Raw genomic sequence first — 18,020 nt, forward strand, 5'->3', positions numbered from 1 at the left:
CTGATGAGCTGGCTGAATGTTCGGTGTAAAATTCCATTTCTTCAGGCTCCTATCAAACGATAGAACGAATGAATACGTTCATGGCGAATATCAATGCTGGATTTATACTCAGGAAAGGAATGATTAGGATGAATAAAAAAATACTGACTACTTTATTGCTGTCATCTGCTCTTCTGCTTCCCACTGCTTCTCCCCAAACGGTACAGGCTGCTACCACAGAAACGAATTACGAATGGAGCTACCAAGGCGAGGGCTATAACGCTTCCTTTAAGGATAAGACAATTGTACGTAACGGTGTAAACTATATCGAGTTTACTTCTGTAGCCTGGTTGGCAAATCTTAACTACACTTTGGACTTTAAAGGTAAACGTGCCGGGTTCAACGCTTGGATCAAAAAAATTGCAGTGCGTGATGGTAGTAAAATCGCCATGCTGGATGGCAAAAAAGTTACCATGGAAGGCGCTGCTTTTCTGAAAAATAACCCGCAATCCGAAAAGATGGAAGTGTATGTTCCTTTAAAATTTGCCGTACAGGCACTGGATGGTAAATATAATAAATATGATTCTGCCACTCATATGATCAAAATATCCAATATCCATAATTATTCTTTTATTAGCAAAGTGTATAAAGGTGTAACCTACACGGTTACCAAAGCAAACGGTGATATATTTAGCACTGTTGGCAACAACAAGCCGATCAAATTAACCTCTCTGAACGCCAGTCTGGATCTGAGCGATATCAATATTCGTTCTACACCCAAAGGGCTGTTGTTGATTACGGTCAATGATTCCTACGGCGAACCTCATATCAACAGCCAGCTGTTTCAGGTTCTGCTCAAAAAAGGACAGGTCATTCGCAGAACCAGCGTAGACTTTAACTGGGGAAGTACTGATCGTGTGGACAGTTACAACAATAAGATAGTCCTGAATGACGGCCAAAAACTGCGTATTATCGAAGATGGCACCGGCAATGTGCTGGAGACGATCAATCTGCTTGATCTTGCTGGTAAAGGAAAAAACCAGCTGTATAGCATCGAAGCTATCGACGATGCTATGATACTGATCCGTAATACAGGAGATCGCCAGCTGCAACTGATCAGTCGCAAAACTGGCAAAAGCGTAATCCTGTTCGATCAGCTGCTTACACCCAAACAACAAGAACTCGTCAAACTCGACTCTGGAGCCATGGGAGCGGGTGATGGTCTGACTTTTATCAAACAAAAAGGTGATACGCTCTATTTCACGATTAGCGCTGAAGGACTAGCCAAAACAACCGCAACCTATAGCCTCAGCAAATTAGCTGCTCTGTAAAGATGGAATTGTCAGCTGCATGATTTATATTCTTGAAACGATTTACCAGGATTCATTATTGTATGAACGAAAGCATACTTTGTAGAGCGTGTAGATAAAGAGACGTTGACCTACATCTTTTTTTGGAAATTAGTAAACAAATACTTGTAACCTGAAAGTACCCTCTGATACAAAGAAGAAGCCGAAAAACAGGCATCTCCCCTGTTCTCCGGCTTCTTCTTTTACGAATACGAATCATACATAGCTCTGTATGCATTATATATAATCCTATATACATCATGCATAATTCTGTTCATCATCCTATATAGTTCTTTTCACCATCTGTTTAACGATATTCTTGCGGTACACGGCGGGCTACACCCGTCTCAATGGCTGCGCGGATTACACCATCACGTACCAGCTTCACGACCTGATCGTTAAATACCCCCGGAATAATATACAGCTCATTCAGCTCGTCTTCCTTGACTACCGAAGCGATCGCCTTCGCAGCAGCAACTTTCATCGCTTCATTAATTACGCTGGCCCGGCAGTCCAGAGCACCACGGAAAATGCCTGGGAAACACAGCACGTTATTGATCTGGTTCGGATAATCGCTGCGTCCGGTAGCCAGTACACGTACATAAGGCTCAGCGACTTCCGGATCGATCTCGGGATCGGGATTTGCCATTGCGAATACGATGCGGTCTTCCGCCATCGTCTGAATATGATTAATACTCAGCAGACCCGGACGCGAGACACCAACGAATACATCTGCTCCCTGAATGACTTCGGTCAGATCACCGCGCAGTCTATCGGGATTGCTATTGGCAGCGATCCAGTTCCACATCTCATGCGGATACTCTTCGTCTGCGACCAGCGCACCGCAGCGATCGACGGCGATCAGATTGCGGGCACCTGCAGACAGCAGCATTTTCACACAGGCTGCACCTGCAGCGCCTACACCGAGTACGACAATCTTGGCAGTCTCCAGCGATTTGCCGACGATGCGCAGGGCATTAAGCAGACCTGCCAGTACAACTACTGCCGTACCATGCTGATCATCGTGGAATACAGGAATATCCAGCTCTTCTGTCAATCTGCGCTCAATCTCAAAGCAGCGCGGCGAGCTGATATCTTCCAGATTGATCCCGCCAAATGTAGGTGCCATCCATTTCACCGCATTGATAATTTCTTCCGTATCGGTAGTGTTCAGACAGATCGGAAATGCATCCACATCGGCAAACTGCTTGAACAGCATCGCTTTACCTTCCATCACCGGCATAGCGGCTTCAGGACCGATATCGCCCAGACCGAGTACGGCGGTACCATCCGAGACAACAGCGACCATATTGCGTTTAACCGTCAGGGAAAAGGCTTTTTGCTTATCTTCGTGAATAGCCATACACACTTTGGCTACCCCCGGTGTGTAGACATGGGACAGATCTTCACGGTTTTTGACCGGAGTCTTGGGCTGGATCTCGATTTTACCACCCAGATGCGCCAAGAAGGTACGGTCCGAGACGTTGACTACTTTGACCCCGGACAGTGCGCCGACGGATTGCAGGATCATCTCACGCACACTTTCCGGCAGATTGACCGTCAAGTCACGGGTCGTACTCTCGGGGCTGGCATGAATAACGTCAATCGCGACCACGTCGCCGCCCGCTTCCCCGATTGCACCGGCTACTTCGCCAAAAGTCACCTGTTTCTTATCCATCTGTAAACGTATGATCATACTTGTTCCGAGAGCCATCGGGAATCCTCCTGTTCAATATTCAGAGATTATGTTAAGGAAGCATGCAAATAAAAGAGAACGCTTACAATAAAGTTCGGACTTATTATAGCACAGTTTGCCAACAAAGAAACCGGGCAGATGGGATTTTCATCCAGTGGTCATTTAATGCTCTATATAGAGCCAATTGTCCTCTCTCCTCCTTATCGTGGAAAGGTACCGTATTCTCTCCATCAACAGGTTTACCCTTGCTATTTCCAAAATCATCCTGTCGGTGTATGGGGTTCCATGGCATGGCTGCGTTACAATTATTGCAGACAAGAGAACCTCATTCATTGTTAACGAAAGGAAGATAGGGAATGATTGCTTATCTGATTGTAGCGTGTGAAGTGTTATTCTGGGTATTCGTTATTGGCGGTCTGGCCGCACGATATGTTCTCGGAGCCAAGCGACTGAGTACATTTCTGCTGATCTGTACACCGCTGATTGATCTGGTCCTGTTGATTGCAGCCTTTATGGATCTGCGCAATGGAGCTACTGCTACGATGGCGCACGGTATTGCTGCTGTGTATATCGGAGTGTCACTCGCTTATGGACACCGGATGATCCGTTGGGCAGATGAACGGTTTGCTTACCGATTCGCCGATGGACAGAAACCGCAAAAATTGTACGGACGCGAGCATGCCCGTCATGAACGTACGGGCTGGATGATGCATCTAATCTCATGGATTGTCGGTAATGCACTGCTGCTATTCATGATCTGGTATGTAGACGATGCTTCTCGGACTGTTGTACTAAACTCGGTAATCCGGGTATGGGCGATTGTGCTGGCTATCGACTTTGTGATCAGCTTTAGCTACACCCTATGGCCGCGCAAGCAAAAAAGCACAGCGTGATATACGATTTGAAGTATGTAGTTATTCAGCCAATTTATAATTAGCACTATTCGCAGATTGAACATTAGATTCAGATAACAAGGTACTGCTGTATTATCCAGGGAGATGTATAAAAAAAGGCTGTTCCTGCCGACCAGTTCATCACTGGTCACGGAACAGCCTTTTTTTCATTTTAGAAAGAGGATATTATCACAGATACTGGTTTGTATGCAGAATCAACATTTGCTGCATCTGTATCTGTATCTGCTGATGTTACTTGAATGCAGGTACAGCGATATCCGAGTAATTGTCTTCCAAGAATTTCTTCACTTCCGGACCAGCCATATGCTCTTTGAGCTTCTGGATCGCTGCGGAGTCTTTGTTATCTTCACGGGCAACCAGTGTAATCGCAAATGTAGAATCTGCTTTTTCCGTTACCAGTGCATCCTTGACCGGAGTCAGGTTCAGCGGCTTGGCATACGCTGGAGTCATGGCAACCAGATCGGCTTCGTCGTACATACGAGCCAGCATCAGCAGATCGACTTCCTTGAATTCAAACTTTTTGGGATTGGATGTAATATCCGCTTGTGTCGCATTCATGCCTACGCCGTCTTTGAGCGTAATTATACCTGCCTGTGCAAGCATCTGCAGGGAACGTCCGATATTGGATGGATCATTGGCAATAGCGATCACTGCGCCTTCCGGCAGCTGGTCAATGCTCTTGTACTTTTTGGAATATGCGCCATAGATCGCATCGTAGATCGGCTGGATCGCGACCAGATTAGAGCCTTTGCTTTCGTTATATTGCTTCATGTAAGGAACATGCTGGAAAAAGTTAGCATCTACTTCTTTGTTTGCCAGTGCATCATTAGGCTGTACATTGTCAGACAATACGACAACTTCCAGATTGATGCCGTCTTTTTGGAGCAGTGGCTTCACGATATCCAGAATATCGGTCATTGGCGGAATCAGAGTAGCTACTTTGAGTGTCTGTTCACCTGTTGTTCCTGCTTCCGTGCCTGCTTTGGTATCAGCGCCTGTAGTAGCTGCTGTATTGTCAGCTTTTTGTCCGCATGCTGCAAGCAGCAGTGTCATTGCGAACAGTAGAATAAGTACTGTCTTTTTCTTCATCATGAATCAAGTACCCCCGTGTTTAATTTGTAATAATGATCGTGTTCCATTACTGGTCATTCCTGTGATGCTCCCATATATCCATTACCGAACAGTCGGTCTGCCTGGATAGCTGGCAGCCTGTTATTGAATAGAAGATTACCTTTTGTCGATCAATCTGGAGATCAGACTCCCTGTAAATTGTACTGCCTGCACGAGAATGATCATCAGGATAATCATATAGACCATCACATCTGTCTCAAATCGCTGGTACCCGTACCGGATCGCAAAATCCCCGATTCCTCCTCCACCGACAATACCCACGACGGTCGAGTAGGAAATAAAACTGATGGCTGACGTCGTTAATCCGAGTACCAACCCGGAACGTGCCTCCACGTACAAAAAACGGAACACGATCTGCAGACCGGAAGCTCCCATCGAACGTGCCGATTCGACAACCCCACGCGGCACATCCAGCAGCGCCTGCTCGACGAGCCGTGCATAATAAGCAATAGCGATAATCGATAGTGGCACTGAAGCTGCCTCTGTCCCGATGGATGTACCTACAACCATGCGGGTGAACGGAATCAGGAACACCACCAGCAGCAGGAACGGAAACGAGCGGATAATATTGACGAGACTATTAAGTATGCCAGCCAGATACAGATTCTCGTACAACTGTCCTTTTTTGGTCAGGTACAGCAGAGTACCAAGCGGTAGCCCGATCAGTACAGCAGCTGCAATCGAAATGCCGACCATGGTAAACGTATCTCCGATCGCTTGCCAGATCTCCGATTGATAACGATCCATCATTTCGCCAAATGTACGTGTATTATCCATTCTCGTTCACCCCGCTTGGTGAAACTGCTGCTTCGCTCGAAGCTGGAGCATCTGTATCTGTTCGTCCCAGCAGCTGTTCTCGATAGGACAGCGTATAATCCGGTGCCGGAGCAAATGAATCCTGTGCCCGTGAATAGCTCTCGGTAATCCGCCCATGCTCCATAACGGATACGGTATTGCACAGTCGTTTCACCACATCCATCTCATGCGTCACGATAACCATCGTCACACCCAGCTGCTCATTGATCTGCTGCAACAGCTCCAGAATGCCTGACGTCGAACGAGGATCGAGCGCAGATGTTGGTTCATCACACAGCAGTACACGCGGATGATTGGCAATCGCTCTCGCAATCGCTACCCGCTGCTTCTGTCCGCCGCTGAGCTGCGCCGGGTATTCGTTAATCTTGTCCAGCAGTCCTACCTGTTCCAGACATTCCCGTACCCGTTGCTGGCGGCGTGCTCCGGGTACACCGGCCAGTTCCAGCGAAGCCGCCACATTCCCGCCAACCGTTCGATTATGCAGCAGATTGAACTGCTGAAAGATCATGCCGATCTGCTGGCGTGCCGGACGAAGGCGGCGCTCCGGCAGATCGGTCAGCCGATCACCATTTACATTAACGGTGCCCTGATCGGGACGTTCCAGCATATTGATCATGCGTAGCAACGTGGATTTACCTGCACCACTGCTGCCCACAATACCGTGTATATCCCCGGCTTCAATATGCAGAGTTACTTCTTCTACAGCTGCCTGTCTGCGATCTGTTCCACCAAAATATTTGCTTACGCTTTGCAGCGCGATCATTGTCTTGACCTCCCCTGCCTCATAGCCGGCCTGTTGAGGAATACTTTGTATTACTAATATTATATGTCTGTTATACCCGGCACTTCTGCTACATTATAAGCAAATGTATATGCTGTGTCACTAATTTTATTATTAAGTATGAAAGAAGAAGCAGAAAACGATATAATGAAAAAAAGAGTGTTCACTATTTTAACAATAAAGGGGAATTTTATACAATGATCAAAAAATATGCAGTTGCCAGCCTGCTGACTGCCCTGGTGGCTGTGAACTTGACCGGCCCAGCTGAAATGGAAGCGGCACCCTATAAAAAGGAACTCGCAGGTTCCCTGACTTCACAGCTCCAGATCAGCCCACAAGCACCTACTGCTTCCGTACCTATGCTTACTCCTCTGGCATCCACGTCTCCGGTCATGCCACTGAACAGCAAAACAGGCAGCATGTTGAAGAAAGGTTATATTCCCGGTTACAAACTCCGCTTCGGCATGACCATGCAGCAGGTACAAAAAGTCTACGGTACGCCTGTGCGGTCGGATTATTATTTGGGTGGAGAGTATTTCAAACTGAGCAATATGCCCAATGCTGTCTTTTTCTTTGAAGGACCAAATCGCACCTTGTCCGGGATCATGATAGTTCCACCCGGATTCCAGGGCCGTACATTTGCAGATATTCGCAAATCGCTCGGTAAGCCGAGTAGTATGGGCAACGATATATTGGAAGGGTATGATCAAGTAATGATGTATACCTATGGCAAAGTTACCATGTATTTTGGTGCTAATAATGGCAAATTAATCGATGTTCTTATCGTAAATAAATAAAAACCAGTAAACCAAAAAGGCACCATGCTGACAATTACCGCAAGGTAACCGTCAGCATAGTGCCTTTTATTTTGTGATTAATTATTTAAAGTATAATTTATCTGTACAGCAGCTATATAGAACTTACCGCTCCAAGCGGAGGAAAGAGAATTCTGCCAAAGACCGACCTTTAAGAATGGAGATCGACCGCTGCGCGGTTATTCAAGATCTCCGTTCTTAACCGGAGGTCGTGGCAGAATCTCTTTCCGGAGCGGATGCCGCCAATCAGACAGCGATCCAGACCTGTCCACCTTCAAGCTTCACATCAAAGGTACGTACCTGACCTTCATCCGGTGCCTGTACCAGGCCATTTTCCAAATTAATCTGCCAGTCATACAGCGGATCATACAATACATGTCCCGATACGATTCCTTCGGCGATCGGACCGCCTTTGGGATGTGGATTGCGGTTTTCCAGCGCATATATCTGATTGTCCGACGTACGGAATACGGCGAGTTCGATTCCTTTCAATTCCAGTACCCGGCCGATCCGGCTCATGAATTCTTCTACCTGTCCGACAGGGTAAAATGTCTGTACACTGTTCATCGCTGTATCTCTCCTTTTATATCTCTGTAATGATACCTCTGCATTTATAGTATGGTGCAAGCTTGAATGTTAGTTGGAACCAGATATCCGACTTAGACTTCTACCTTTTTGCCAAACAGCGCAGTACGGGTTTCTTCGTCGTTCAGTACTTTTTGCCAAGGATCTTCTACCTGAGCGAGTGCCAGATTGACACGTTCTACCAGCTGTTGACGGTTGTTCTCATCTTCCAGGATAGCTGCTTTGATAGTATCCAGTCCCATGCGCTCCACCCATTCCGAAGTACGTTCCAGGTATTTACCTGTCTCCCGGTAGTATTGGATAATGGCGCCGCACAGATCGATCAGCTCCTGATCGGTTTTGACTTTGCAGAACGAATCAGCCAGACGAGCCTTGATCCCGCCGTTACCACCGATGAAGATCTCCCAGCCGCCATCATTACCGACGATACCGATATCTTTGGTGCACGATTCTGCACAGTTACGCGGGCAGCCATTAACTGCCATTTTGAATTTGGCAGGGAAGTCTAGACGTTCGAACCGTTGTTCCAGCGATGCGCCCATGCCCATCGAATCCTGGGTACCAAAGCGGCAGAACTGCGAGCCGACACAGGTTTTGACGGTACGCAGCGATTTGGCGTAAGCATAACCCGATGGCATATCAAGCTCTTCCCATACTTTTGGCAGATCTTCCTTCTCGACACCGATCAGGTCAATCCGCTGTCCGCCGGTCATTTTGACAGCTTTGACATTATATTTAACCGATACATCAGCGATTTTTTTGAGATCTTCCGGTGTAGTTACACCACCGTACATCCGTGGTACCACGGTATAAGTTCCATCCTTTTGGATATTAGCGTTCATACGCTCATTTACAAAGCGGGACGATTTCTCATCCTGGTATTCTACCGGATAGATCATGCCGAGGTAGTAGTTGATCGCAGGACGGCACTTCGAACATCCTTCTGGATTATGCCACTCCATCACGTTCATAACTTCTTTGACGGTTCTTAGCCCTTTTTCACGGATAGCTGCAACAACTTCATCACGACTGTGGGTAGTACATCCGCACATGCCCTGACTCGAAGCAACTGCTGCACCATCACCGAGTACATACTGCAGAATCTGCTCAACTACCGGTTTACAACCACCACACGAACGGGTTGCTCCGGTGCAGGCTTTTATTTCTTCGACGCTGGTCAATCCTTTGTCCTGAATGGCACTGACGATATCCAGCTTGGTGACACCATTACATCCGCAGACGATTTCATCATTCGCCATGGTTTCAACCGAAGCTTTTTTCTTGCTGTGGCTGCATCCGCCAGTACCCATCAGTTCGGCGTACAGTTCGTCGGTCATTGGTGCACTTTCACGGATCAGCTTTTGCAGTTGAGCCGAGTCATTGATATCGCCGAACAATACAGCGCCGACAATGATATTGTCTTGTAAAATAATCTTTTTATAGGTTTTCTTCCAGTCATCACGTGCAGTGATCACGGATTGATGTTCATTTTCGATAAAGACGCCTGCCGAGAATACATCGACGCCCGAGATTTTCAGCTTGGTCGATACGGTCGAACCTTCATAAGGCTGGCATTCGCTGCCACAGATATGCTTGGCAAGTACCATCCCTTGTTCAAACAGCGGTGCTACGAGACCATAACAGGTATCACGGTGCTGTACGCATTCGCCGACGGCATAGACATTGTCCATCGATGTACGCAGATAGTCATCCACGAGGATACCACGCGCCGCTTCGATACCGCTGTTTTTTGCCACTTCGATATTCGGACGAATCCCTGCTGCCATGACCACAAAATCAGCTTGCAGCGTCGAGCCATCCTTGAACAGCAGACGTTCTACACGTTCGCCGCCCTGCAGTTCAGCTGTCTGAGCACCCATACGGAACTTGATTCCCTGGCTTTCGAGTTCTTTTTTGAGCATAGCTGCGGCTACGGAATCGAGCTGGCGTTCCATCAGATCATCCATCAGATGGACGACCGTTACATCCATGCCCAGACTGACCAGACCTTTCGCTGCTTCCAGACCGAGCAGGCCACCACCGATAACTGCTGCGGTACGATAGTTTTTGGCTGCTTCCAGCATCTGATGACAGTCCGCAATATCACGGAATCCGACAACACCCTGCTTTTCATGACCGGGAATAGGCAGGATCAGCGACTTGGAACCGGTAGCGATAATGACTTTGTCATAAGGGATCTGCATGCCGTTATCGGTTACGACCATTTGTGTATCCGAATCGATAGCGGTCACTGTTACACCGGTATGCAGTGTAATCTGATTCTCTTCATACCATTCATGGCTGTTCAGTACGATATCATCAATCGTCTGGCTGCCTTCCAGTACATAAGAGAGCATGATCCGGTTATAGTTGGGATGCGGCTCACTACCGATGACCGTAATGTCGTAGGCACCGCCCAATTTGATAATCTGCTCCAGTGTTGCTACCCCTGCCATCCCGTTACCAATCAATACCAAGCGTTCGCGTGTTGTGTTCATATGGATTCCTCCTGTGTTCTCTATTATCTCTTTATCTATCAGCATATCCGACGAATATGGATATTTATACCATATCATGTTACCAATTTCACAATCTTTATTATTTAAAATTAGATGTTTTCTTATGTTCTCAGTATACCTAGGATGCCTGGTTCCAGATGTGACATAGATCACAATGATTCAAATTTAATGCAATTTTTTAGTATTTATTTGTTGATATATCGTGAGCTCAACCTGTACTCAAAACTATTTTCTGGAAAATCCAATAATTGGATATTGATTCTTTTTCAATATAGCTTACGCATTTTCATAAACGAGTGATTACAATCACACATAATCCAAAATTACTGTGACACCCCTACGCCCAAATCGCCGTAGCCAAAAGAAAAGCACCCCTCCGATTGGAGAAGCGCCCTTTCTTAATAATATAATTCGCTGGATATAACTTTATACTATGCCGCCGCCAGCTTCTCAGCGGTTGAAAGATCTGCCGTTTACTGCTGTTTTTCTTGTTCCTGCATAAACTCACGGATTTTCTTCATATAATCCGGCGCATCCATGGGATCGCCTGCAATCAGCTCGATCAGGCAGAGACGATGCTGCTGTTCCTGTTCGGCTTGACGGATTGCTTCATCCAGCTCTCCATTTGTTGTGACACGGGCAGTATAGGCATCTCTGCCAAAGGTGCTGATCAGTTGGGTGTAATTCCAGCCGGGAATTTCATTATACGTCTGCTTGGCTACTTCTTCTTTGACATTCAGGTATTTCTCGATCGTATATCCTCCATTGTTGAGGACGAAAATAATCGGCTTGCAGCCGTATTCCAGCATGGAGCTTAGCTCCTGCACAGTTAGCTGCATTGATCCTTCTCCTGTAAATAACAGCACCCGGCGATTCGGAGCTGCAATGCTTGCGCCAAATGTAGATGGCGTAGCGTATCCGATACTTTGCCAGCCGCCCTGTCCGATATACATCGCATTATGCGGCAGGCGCACCTGGGACATGCCATAGAATAGCGTACCTGTCTCGGTGATGACAATATCATCCTCCTGAATCAACTGCTGAAAACGTGGATAATAATAGCTTGTATTCAGCGGTTCCTCCAGCTGACCCTGCTGCTCGGTATAAGGGAATGACGTTTCCGGCACAGCTGACATGCTCATCCAGCCTAGTTCAATCAGCGCACTAATCATATCTTCACCGCGGATATTCTGGTAAGCCGCTTCCCCGATCATCACTGACTGCGGCTGAATATTAATGACTTTATTCATATCGAGTTGAGCTGTAAAATTGGCGGTATTCGTATCTGACCAGATCAGTCCGAGCGCAATCACGGTATCGGCATTCTCTATCGTCTCTGTCACTTCCTGATTACCAAAGGCACCGCTATACATGCCGATATAACGGGCATGACTCTCGTCGAATCCGCTTTTGCCCATCATCGTGGAGGCAGCTGGAATATTGAGTGCTTCGGCAAGCTTACGGGCAGGCTCCTGCCACCGCTGACGTAGTACGGTGCTGTCAGATAGCAGTACTGCATTTTCCGAAGCTTCCAGCAGCTGGCGGGCATGATTAATCGCTGCCTGCAGAGAAGATTCGCTGGTCTGAAGCGGTTGCTGCTCGGCAGTATGCTGCAGCACCTGCTGAGTAACCAGATCGATCGCGACCATCAGGTAGACTGGTTTGCCGGTTGTTTTGGCAATGTGGATCGCCTGTGGAATCTCGAACATCGCATTCTCCGGGGTAAGAACCGTGGTATAGGCAGTGATCGACTCATATACCCGCCGGAACACGTCATAGTCTCCATCAAGCAGTGTGTGGTGCATCAGCTTTTTGCCCTGTTGTGCCTGTGTTTTTGGTGTACCAACGATATGAATGATCGGTACATTCTCACTGTAGGCACCTGCGATTGCATTACAGGCACTCATTTCACCTACTCCAAAAGTAGTAATCATCGCCGAGATTCCTTTGATCCGTGCATAACCGTCTGCCGCATAACCGGCATTCAGTTCATTGCGTGCCGGAACAAAGCCGATACCTTCGTATTTCTCCAATGTGTCGAGCAGCGTGAAATTATAATCTCCGGGTACGCCAAATATCTCCGTAATCCCCTCCTGCTGCAAGCTGTCCAGCAGATAATTACCCAGTGTTGTGCCCGTTTGTGTCAGTGTACTCATTATGATCTCCTCTCGTCTTCTCAGATTCCTCGTCCGTCATACAGATCGTAGCGACGGATGCATTCTTTATAGTATTACCCGTTTGCGGAATAATTATTGAAGAAAGGCAGATTGGAGTGAAATCGCAGATTGATAGTGGAGTAAAGTTGGGAGTCTGAATTATGGGTGAGGCTCTGGATAATGGTAGATGGACACGGCCGGATGATGGATGAGTCAAGCTATGTAGACAGGAAACTGATCCGGTCAACAATCGAAAAACGATGCATTGCCATAATGCAGGATTCAGTATATTCCTTTATAAAAACATAAAATATAAAGTGCAAATTAGTACATTAACAAAGTAAAAAAGCAACTCTCGAAGAGCCGCTTTTTACATTAAAACTATACGTCGGGCTTTGGCTTTGGCTTTGGCTTTGGCTTTGGCTTTGGCTTTGGCTTTGGCTTTGGCTTTGGCTTTGGCTTTGGCTTTGAAAGGGTAGCACTCACTATCTGTATTTCAACTTGCTTTTGTACAGAGTCAGCATTTAGTCCATGCCGTCTTTCTGTTCTGCTGCCAGCAAAGCGGCACAAGTATGTTCGTCGACTACCTCGATACCGTTGCGCCGGAACAATGCAGCCGTCAATCCGGAACCCACGACTTTGTTTCCTGTAAATGTTCCGTCATACACCATCTGACTGCCACAGGAGGGGCTGTTTGCTTTGAGCACAGCGACGGTAATACCCGCCTGCCTCGCTTGTACAAGAGCTTGTTGTGCTCCCTGCTTGAATGCGTCTGTCACATCTTCACCCGATACTGTCATGACACGGGCATGTCCTGCCCATACATCCTCTGCTGTACCGCCGACAATCTCTGCTGGATCTCTTGGCGTACTCATGCCGCCCAGCACTTCCGGACAGAAAGCCACCGCTCGACCGGAAGTTACCATTTCGTCCAGTGGAATGATCCGATTGCTTCTACCATCGTAACGACAGGCGATTCCAGTTAGACAAGCACTAATTCCAATCATTGGTGTTCCCCTCCCTTTAAGACGATTATCAGATGAATACAGACCGTAAGCGGCTCTTTTATCATCTATTTTCTTCATCTAATAACGCTAAGTATACGATCATATCTCCTCAAACGAATCTGTCACTTTCTCCTCGAAACTTTCTTCAAACTGCTCCTCCATACGCTGTTCATCCGCAATGGTCTGAATATCTTCCGAGCTGATGCTGATATATAGGTAACCCTCTTCCTGCTGTCTTTTCAGTGCTTCTTCTTTGAAAAAACGCGGACTACCTTCACCGGCATCTTCATCGTAAACGAGCAAAATGCCATCTGTTTTACGAAACAGCAGTTCATCTCGCGCCTTGAACTGCCAGATGCCCTGATATGGCTGGTTGCTCACAATACCATGGAAATCAATACCTTTAAGTACCTCATTATAGTATTCTTTCTTGTCATCACTCCACCGCTCTTCCGCATTCGCAAAAGCAGACAGAATCGACACCCGCAGCTGCGGATACTGCTGCTTCAACTCGATCGCCACTTCACATGCCCAGAGATCGACACCGTACTGTCCGGGGGTAATCACCCACTCCAGTCCTTCTTCGATCAGCGGAATCAGCTTGCTGCGAATCGCCTGCTGGATATAGACAATGCCTTCATGCTTTTGTCCGAAAATATTCAGTTCATGCGCACGATAGCCAGTGACCATTAAGTTCTTCATATGCTGTGTTCCTCCGCTTCCGTCATTCTTCCGTACTATCATACCACAGGTAGATATAGACAAAATAAAGAACCAGCTCAGTCATACTGAACTGGTTCTCAGGGAAGTTCTGCTAATGCAGAGAATTAGGTTCCCATTTTTTTACGCTGATTGTTTACCTTTTTGGTCATCTGGCTTTTCATCTTCTGGCCGCCGCTTGCAGTCTGACCACCCGGGCCTTTGCCCTGGTTGTTTTGTTTCTTCTGTGCCAGCAGTTTTTTGGCTGCTTCTGCCTGGCTCAGTTTCTTCGCCTCTACGGATTGCTCTCCGGATGGCTGGGATGGTTGTTCTGTAGTCATTGTACTCACCTCAGCTAGATGATAACACACCGTGCGCAGCAACTCTACAGCTACTTTTGGTTAGTGGCTGTTATGGGAATAAAGCATTCCATCTTCAACCCGGAAAAAGCTGCGATAGCAGGAACGGATTGCTTTTGCGGCTGCTTATCTGTTTGCTTGTTCAGTGACTTTATAAGGAGGACGGATTCAGCAGATATACCTGCTTGGTATCTGCATCGAATGCTGCCAATATAGCCCCTTGACCCGAGGGTGACATGAATCGGCTGCGTTCCGTACCGCCAACAATCATCTCTGGTCGCAGATGATAAGTGTGTTGGGTCTGATGGGAACGTTCGTTAATCAGTGGCTGTCCAAGTTCCTGTGCAGTCAGACGATCCATCAGCAAATGGTCGTTGGTGGGTGCCTGATTACCGGTCAACTCGGAGATTCGCCGTAGTTCACCGGTCCGCTGATAATGGGTCCGCGTATACAGATAGCTATAAATCCCCTCCGCATAACGGCGGGAATCAAACGTAGCGATACTATTCAGCGCAACCTGCACATTGGCTCCATAATCGGCAGCACTGATATGCTCATGCAAATAATATTCGCTGTTCCGGTTAAAGTCCTCCAGCAGCCAGCCATACACTTCGGAGACGTTGTGATACTCGCCAAAAGCTGCCGGATCGCCCAGATACCGATAACGTCCTTCATTATAATCAAATCCGTGAATCCCATCCTCTGCATACGGACGAGGCGATATGCAAGATAATCCCTCCGTGCCGAACAGATGGATGGTATACGCCTGCTGATCTTCCAGATACTCATGGGTAAATGACATCAACGGCAGAAAATAACAAGATAACGCCGGATTATCCAGCACCTGGGCAGGCTCGGGATACAGCTGCACTGCAGGACTGGTACTTGATGGATTCAGGGAAATCATAATTGTTCCACTCCTTATCCGCTACAGGTGTGTAGACTCAGCCATTACCGCCTTGGAATGAAGGATATTTGGTCATACCGCCGTCAGCAAAGAGAGTAATGCCCGTTACATAACTCGCTTCCGACGAAGCCAGCCATGCGGCAACAGCAGCAATCTCTTCCGGTTTGCCGATATAACCCATAGGAATCAGCTTTTCGACTTTCTCTTTTTCTTTGGGATCAGAGAATTTCTCAGCGTTGATCGGTGTGTTGATCGCTCCCGGTCCGATCGAGTTGACCCGGATACCGTTAGGCGCATATTCCATCGCCAGGGTCTGGGTCATCATTTTCACGCCACCTTTACTTGCCGTATAGTGTACAAAATGTGGCCAAGGAATAATCTCGTGTACACTCGACATGTTGATGACGCTGCCTTTGATATTGTGCTTGAGCATATATTTAATCGCCTCGCGGCTGCCAAGGAAGGCACCGGTCAGATTGACGTTAATGACTTTGTTCCAATCATCCAGAGTCAGCTCATGCGACGGTACCTCGTTCTCCATACCGGCATTATTGATCATAATGTCCATACTGCCAAAATGGTCATGTGCTGTCTGGATTACCTTTTCTACATCTTCTTCCTTGGACATGTCGCCCTGCAGATCAATTGCCTGTCCGCCCGCTTCCTTGATCTTCTGGATCGTCTCTTCCACACCATCGTGGTTGCTGTGGTAGTTAATCACCACATTAGCTTTTTCCTGCCCAAAACGCAGGGCGATCGCCTGTCCAATTCCTGTTGCTGCGCCGGTAACAATGACTGTTTTGCCTTCCAGATCCGGATACATGATATTGCCTCCTCTATGTGTAATTGTTCTTTGTGAGCCTTTATTTGGCATATTATCGTCTGTTGCCTTACCTGCTATTCGCGATATATCGGTGTATAACCATGCGGAACAGGTTAGCAGTATACAAAGAATCGTTACACTTAAATGAGGACGAATAAACATCCTGCCGGCATTTAGCTGTCATTCAGCTATTATTATGGTATTGATATAGAGAACCGCAAATTGCAGACAATCACTTATTGATCCATCTGTATACCCAGTCGTGTGACCAGTTCATTCAGGTCCTGTCCTTTTAGCGCGCCTTCAACCAGTGCAGGCAGAAGAGCAGGCGTACAGGCAAAGCTCGGCGTGCCGTCCCGTGTCAATTGACGAGCCAGATGCTTGTCGTAAAATGGCTTGCCTTCATCGGACAAAGCCAGCAGGCACAGCGTTTTGACGCCGGATTCGCGCATTTCGCGCATTCTGCGTACCAGCCGTGCCTGACTGCCGCCTTCATACAGATCGGAGATCAGAATAAACAGGGTCTTCTTGGGCTCTTCGATAAATTCTTCGCAGTAGGCGACCGATTTGTCGATATTGGTACCGCCTCCCAGCTGTATGCCAAATAGCATATCAACCGGATCATTGGCGCATTGCTCTGTCAGATCAACAACCGAAGTATCAAAAGCAACCACTCGCGTATCCAGAGCCGGCATACTCGCGAAGATCGAGGCAGTCACAGACGCCCAGATGATAGATTCTGCCATGGAGCCACTCTGGTCAATATCCACGATAACTTTCCATTCATGACTGCGGCGTGCCCGGTCAAAGTAATAAAATTTCTCCGGAATCATCTGTCGGCGTGTACTGTCATAATGCTTGAGATTGCGCTGGATCGTTCTTTTCCAGTCTATCCCTGATAGCGAGGGCAGCGGTGAATGCTGACGACGGTTCAGCGCACCTGTTACTGCACGCCGGATATCCTGCTCCAGCCGCCGCACCAGATCATCCACTACCGCCTGAATTAGCTGTCTTGCGGTCTCTTTGGTCTTCTCGGAGATCTTGCCCTTCAGCGCCATCAATGTGCCGACCATCGTGATATCCGGCTTGACCTGGGATAACACTTCCGGTTCGAATAACAGCTGTTTCCAGCCTTTACGTTCCATAGCGTCATTCTGAATAATGGAGACAATATCTTCCGGGAAAAAGCTGCGTACATCTCCCAACCATTTGGACAAGCGGGGAGCAGATTGTCCATTACCGGCTCCTCTGCCTCCTGCGCCGCCGCTCTGACCGCTATTACCACTACCACCACCAGTATCATCATAGATAGCAGCGAGTGCTTCATCCATAATTCGTTCCTCTGCCGTCAGCGCTCCATGACCTGCCTGGTCAAAAGAATCCAGCTGCTGCTCCGCTTCCGCACCCAGAATTAACCTCCAGCGCGACAAATTCTTGCCCATCTCCGGGGACTGCTCAGTCATCCATGTCACTCCTTTCTCTTC

Annotated in this window: 16 protein-coding genes; 3 read left to right on the top strand and 13 right to left on the bottom strand. The window is 47.6% G+C overall.

Translation table 11 applies throughout. The annotated features are described in order from the left end of the window. Positions 1-128 precede the first annotated feature (128 nt). Positions 129-1,310, top strand: a complete 1,182-nt coding sequence (locus tag WH46_RS20815) for a stalk domain-containing protein (RefSeq protein WP_046228197.1) — start codon at positions 129-131, stop codon at positions 1,308-1,310. A gap of 325 nt (positions 1,311-1,635) precedes the next feature. Here WH46_RS20815 and WH46_RS20820 read toward each other — a convergent pair whose 3' ends face one another. Then, positions 1,636-3,042: an NAD-dependent malic enzyme gene (locus tag WH46_RS20820; protein WP_046228198.1), complete on the bottom strand. Its 1,407-nt coding sequence runs from the start codon at positions 3,040-3,042 to the stop codon at positions 1,636-1,638. 338 nt (positions 3,043-3,380) lie between these two features. Between WH46_RS20820 and WH46_RS20825 the strand changes: the two genes are divergently transcribed. Further along, positions 3,381-3,917 carry a hypothetical protein gene (locus WH46_RS20825; RefSeq protein ID WP_017811664.1) on the top strand — a complete coding sequence of 179 codons (537 nt, stop codon included), beginning with the start codon at positions 3,381-3,383 and terminating at the stop codon, positions 3,915-3,917. A 252-nt stretch (positions 3,918-4,169) separates the two neighbouring features. Here the strand turns inward: WH46_RS20825 and WH46_RS20830 are convergent, their stop codons facing one another. The 3 genes from WH46_RS20830 to WH46_RS20840 all read right to left on the bottom strand — a co-directional run bounded on the left by WH46_RS20830 (position 4,170) and on the right by WH46_RS20840 (position 6,648). Then, on the bottom strand, positions 4,170-5,030 hold the full coding sequence (locus tag WH46_RS20830; protein ID WP_046228199.1) for a MetQ/NlpA family ABC transporter substrate-binding protein: 861 nt from the start codon (positions 5,028-5,030) through the stop codon (positions 4,170-4,172). Between the two features lie 135 nt (positions 5,031-5,165). Then, positions 5,166-5,846 carry a methionine ABC transporter permease gene (locus WH46_RS20835; protein ID WP_017811666.1) on the bottom strand — a complete coding sequence of 227 codons (681 nt, stop codon included), beginning with the start codon at positions 5,844-5,846 and terminating at the stop codon, positions 5,166-5,168. Further along, complete coding sequence (locus WH46_RS20840; RefSeq protein ID WP_052714320.1) at positions 5,839-6,648, bottom strand: methionine ABC transporter ATP-binding protein; 810 nt, start codon at positions 6,646-6,648, stop codon at positions 5,839-5,841. The genes WH46_RS20835 and WH46_RS20840 overlap by 8 nt, the downstream gene beginning before the upstream one ends. A gap of 215 nt (positions 6,649-6,863) precedes the next feature. Between WH46_RS20840 and WH46_RS20845 the strand changes: the two genes are divergently transcribed. After that, positions 6,864-7,463 (top strand): hypothetical protein, encoded by a 600-nt coding sequence (locus tag WH46_RS20845; RefSeq protein ID WP_046228200.1) that lies wholly within the window; start codon positions 6,864-6,866, stop codon positions 7,461-7,463. 264 nt (positions 7,464-7,727) lie between these two features. Here WH46_RS20845 and nirD read toward each other — a convergent pair whose 3' ends face one another. The 9 genes from nirD to WH46_RS20895 form a co-directional block, all read right to left on the bottom strand. Next, positions 7,728-8,048, bottom strand: a complete 321-nt coding sequence (gene nirD, locus WH46_RS20850; protein ID WP_046228201.1) for a nitrite reductase small subunit NirD — start codon at positions 8,046-8,048, stop codon at positions 7,728-7,730. Positions 8,049-8,140: 92 nt separating this feature from the next. Next, complete coding sequence (nirB, locus tag WH46_RS20855; RefSeq protein WP_046228202.1) at positions 8,141-10,564, bottom strand: nitrite reductase large subunit NirB; 2,424 nt, start codon at positions 10,562-10,564, stop codon at positions 8,141-8,143. A 494-nt stretch (positions 10,565-11,058) separates the two neighbouring features. Next, positions 11,059-12,741 (bottom strand): alpha-keto acid decarboxylase family protein, encoded by a 1,683-nt coding sequence (locus tag WH46_RS20860; protein ID WP_046228203.1) that lies wholly within the window; start codon positions 12,739-12,741, stop codon positions 11,059-11,061. Between the two features lie 524 nt (positions 12,742-13,265). Then, the gene (locus WH46_RS20870) at positions 13,266-13,748 is read right to left on the bottom strand and encodes a 2-thiouracil desulfurase family protein (RefSeq protein WP_046228205.1); all 483 of its coding nucleotides are present in this window, start codon (positions 13,746-13,748) and stop codon (positions 13,266-13,268) included. A 99-nt stretch (positions 13,749-13,847) separates the two neighbouring features. Then, positions 13,848-14,450: an SLOG family protein gene (locus WH46_RS20875; RefSeq protein ID WP_046228206.1), complete on the bottom strand. Its 603-nt coding sequence runs from the start codon at positions 14,448-14,450 to the stop codon at positions 13,848-13,850. A gap of 125 nt (positions 14,451-14,575) precedes the next feature. Then, positions 14,576-14,788: a hypothetical protein gene (locus WH46_RS20880; protein ID WP_017811674.1), complete on the bottom strand. Its 213-nt coding sequence runs from the start codon at positions 14,786-14,788 to the stop codon at positions 14,576-14,578. Positions 14,789-14,957: 169 nt separating this feature from the next. Next, positions 14,958-15,713, bottom strand: a complete 756-nt coding sequence (locus WH46_RS20885) for a hypothetical protein (RefSeq protein ID WP_046228207.1) — start codon at positions 15,711-15,713, stop codon at positions 14,958-14,960. Between the two features lie 37 nt (positions 15,714-15,750). After that, positions 15,751-16,536 carry a glucose 1-dehydrogenase gene (locus tag WH46_RS20890; RefSeq protein WP_046228208.1) on the bottom strand — a complete coding sequence of 262 codons (786 nt, stop codon included), beginning with the start codon at positions 16,534-16,536 and terminating at the stop codon, positions 15,751-15,753. Positions 16,537-16,772: 236 nt separating this feature from the next. Beyond that, on the bottom strand, positions 16,773-17,999 hold the full coding sequence (locus WH46_RS20895; RefSeq protein WP_046228209.1) for a VWA domain-containing protein: 1,227 nt from the start codon (positions 17,997-17,999) through the stop codon (positions 16,773-16,775). Positions 18,000-18,020 lie beyond the last annotated feature (21 nt).

The organism is Paenibacillus dauci, assembly GCF_000971985.1.
GTDB lineage: Bacteria > Bacillota > Bacilli > Paenibacillales > Paenibacillaceae > Saccharibacillus > Saccharibacillus dauci.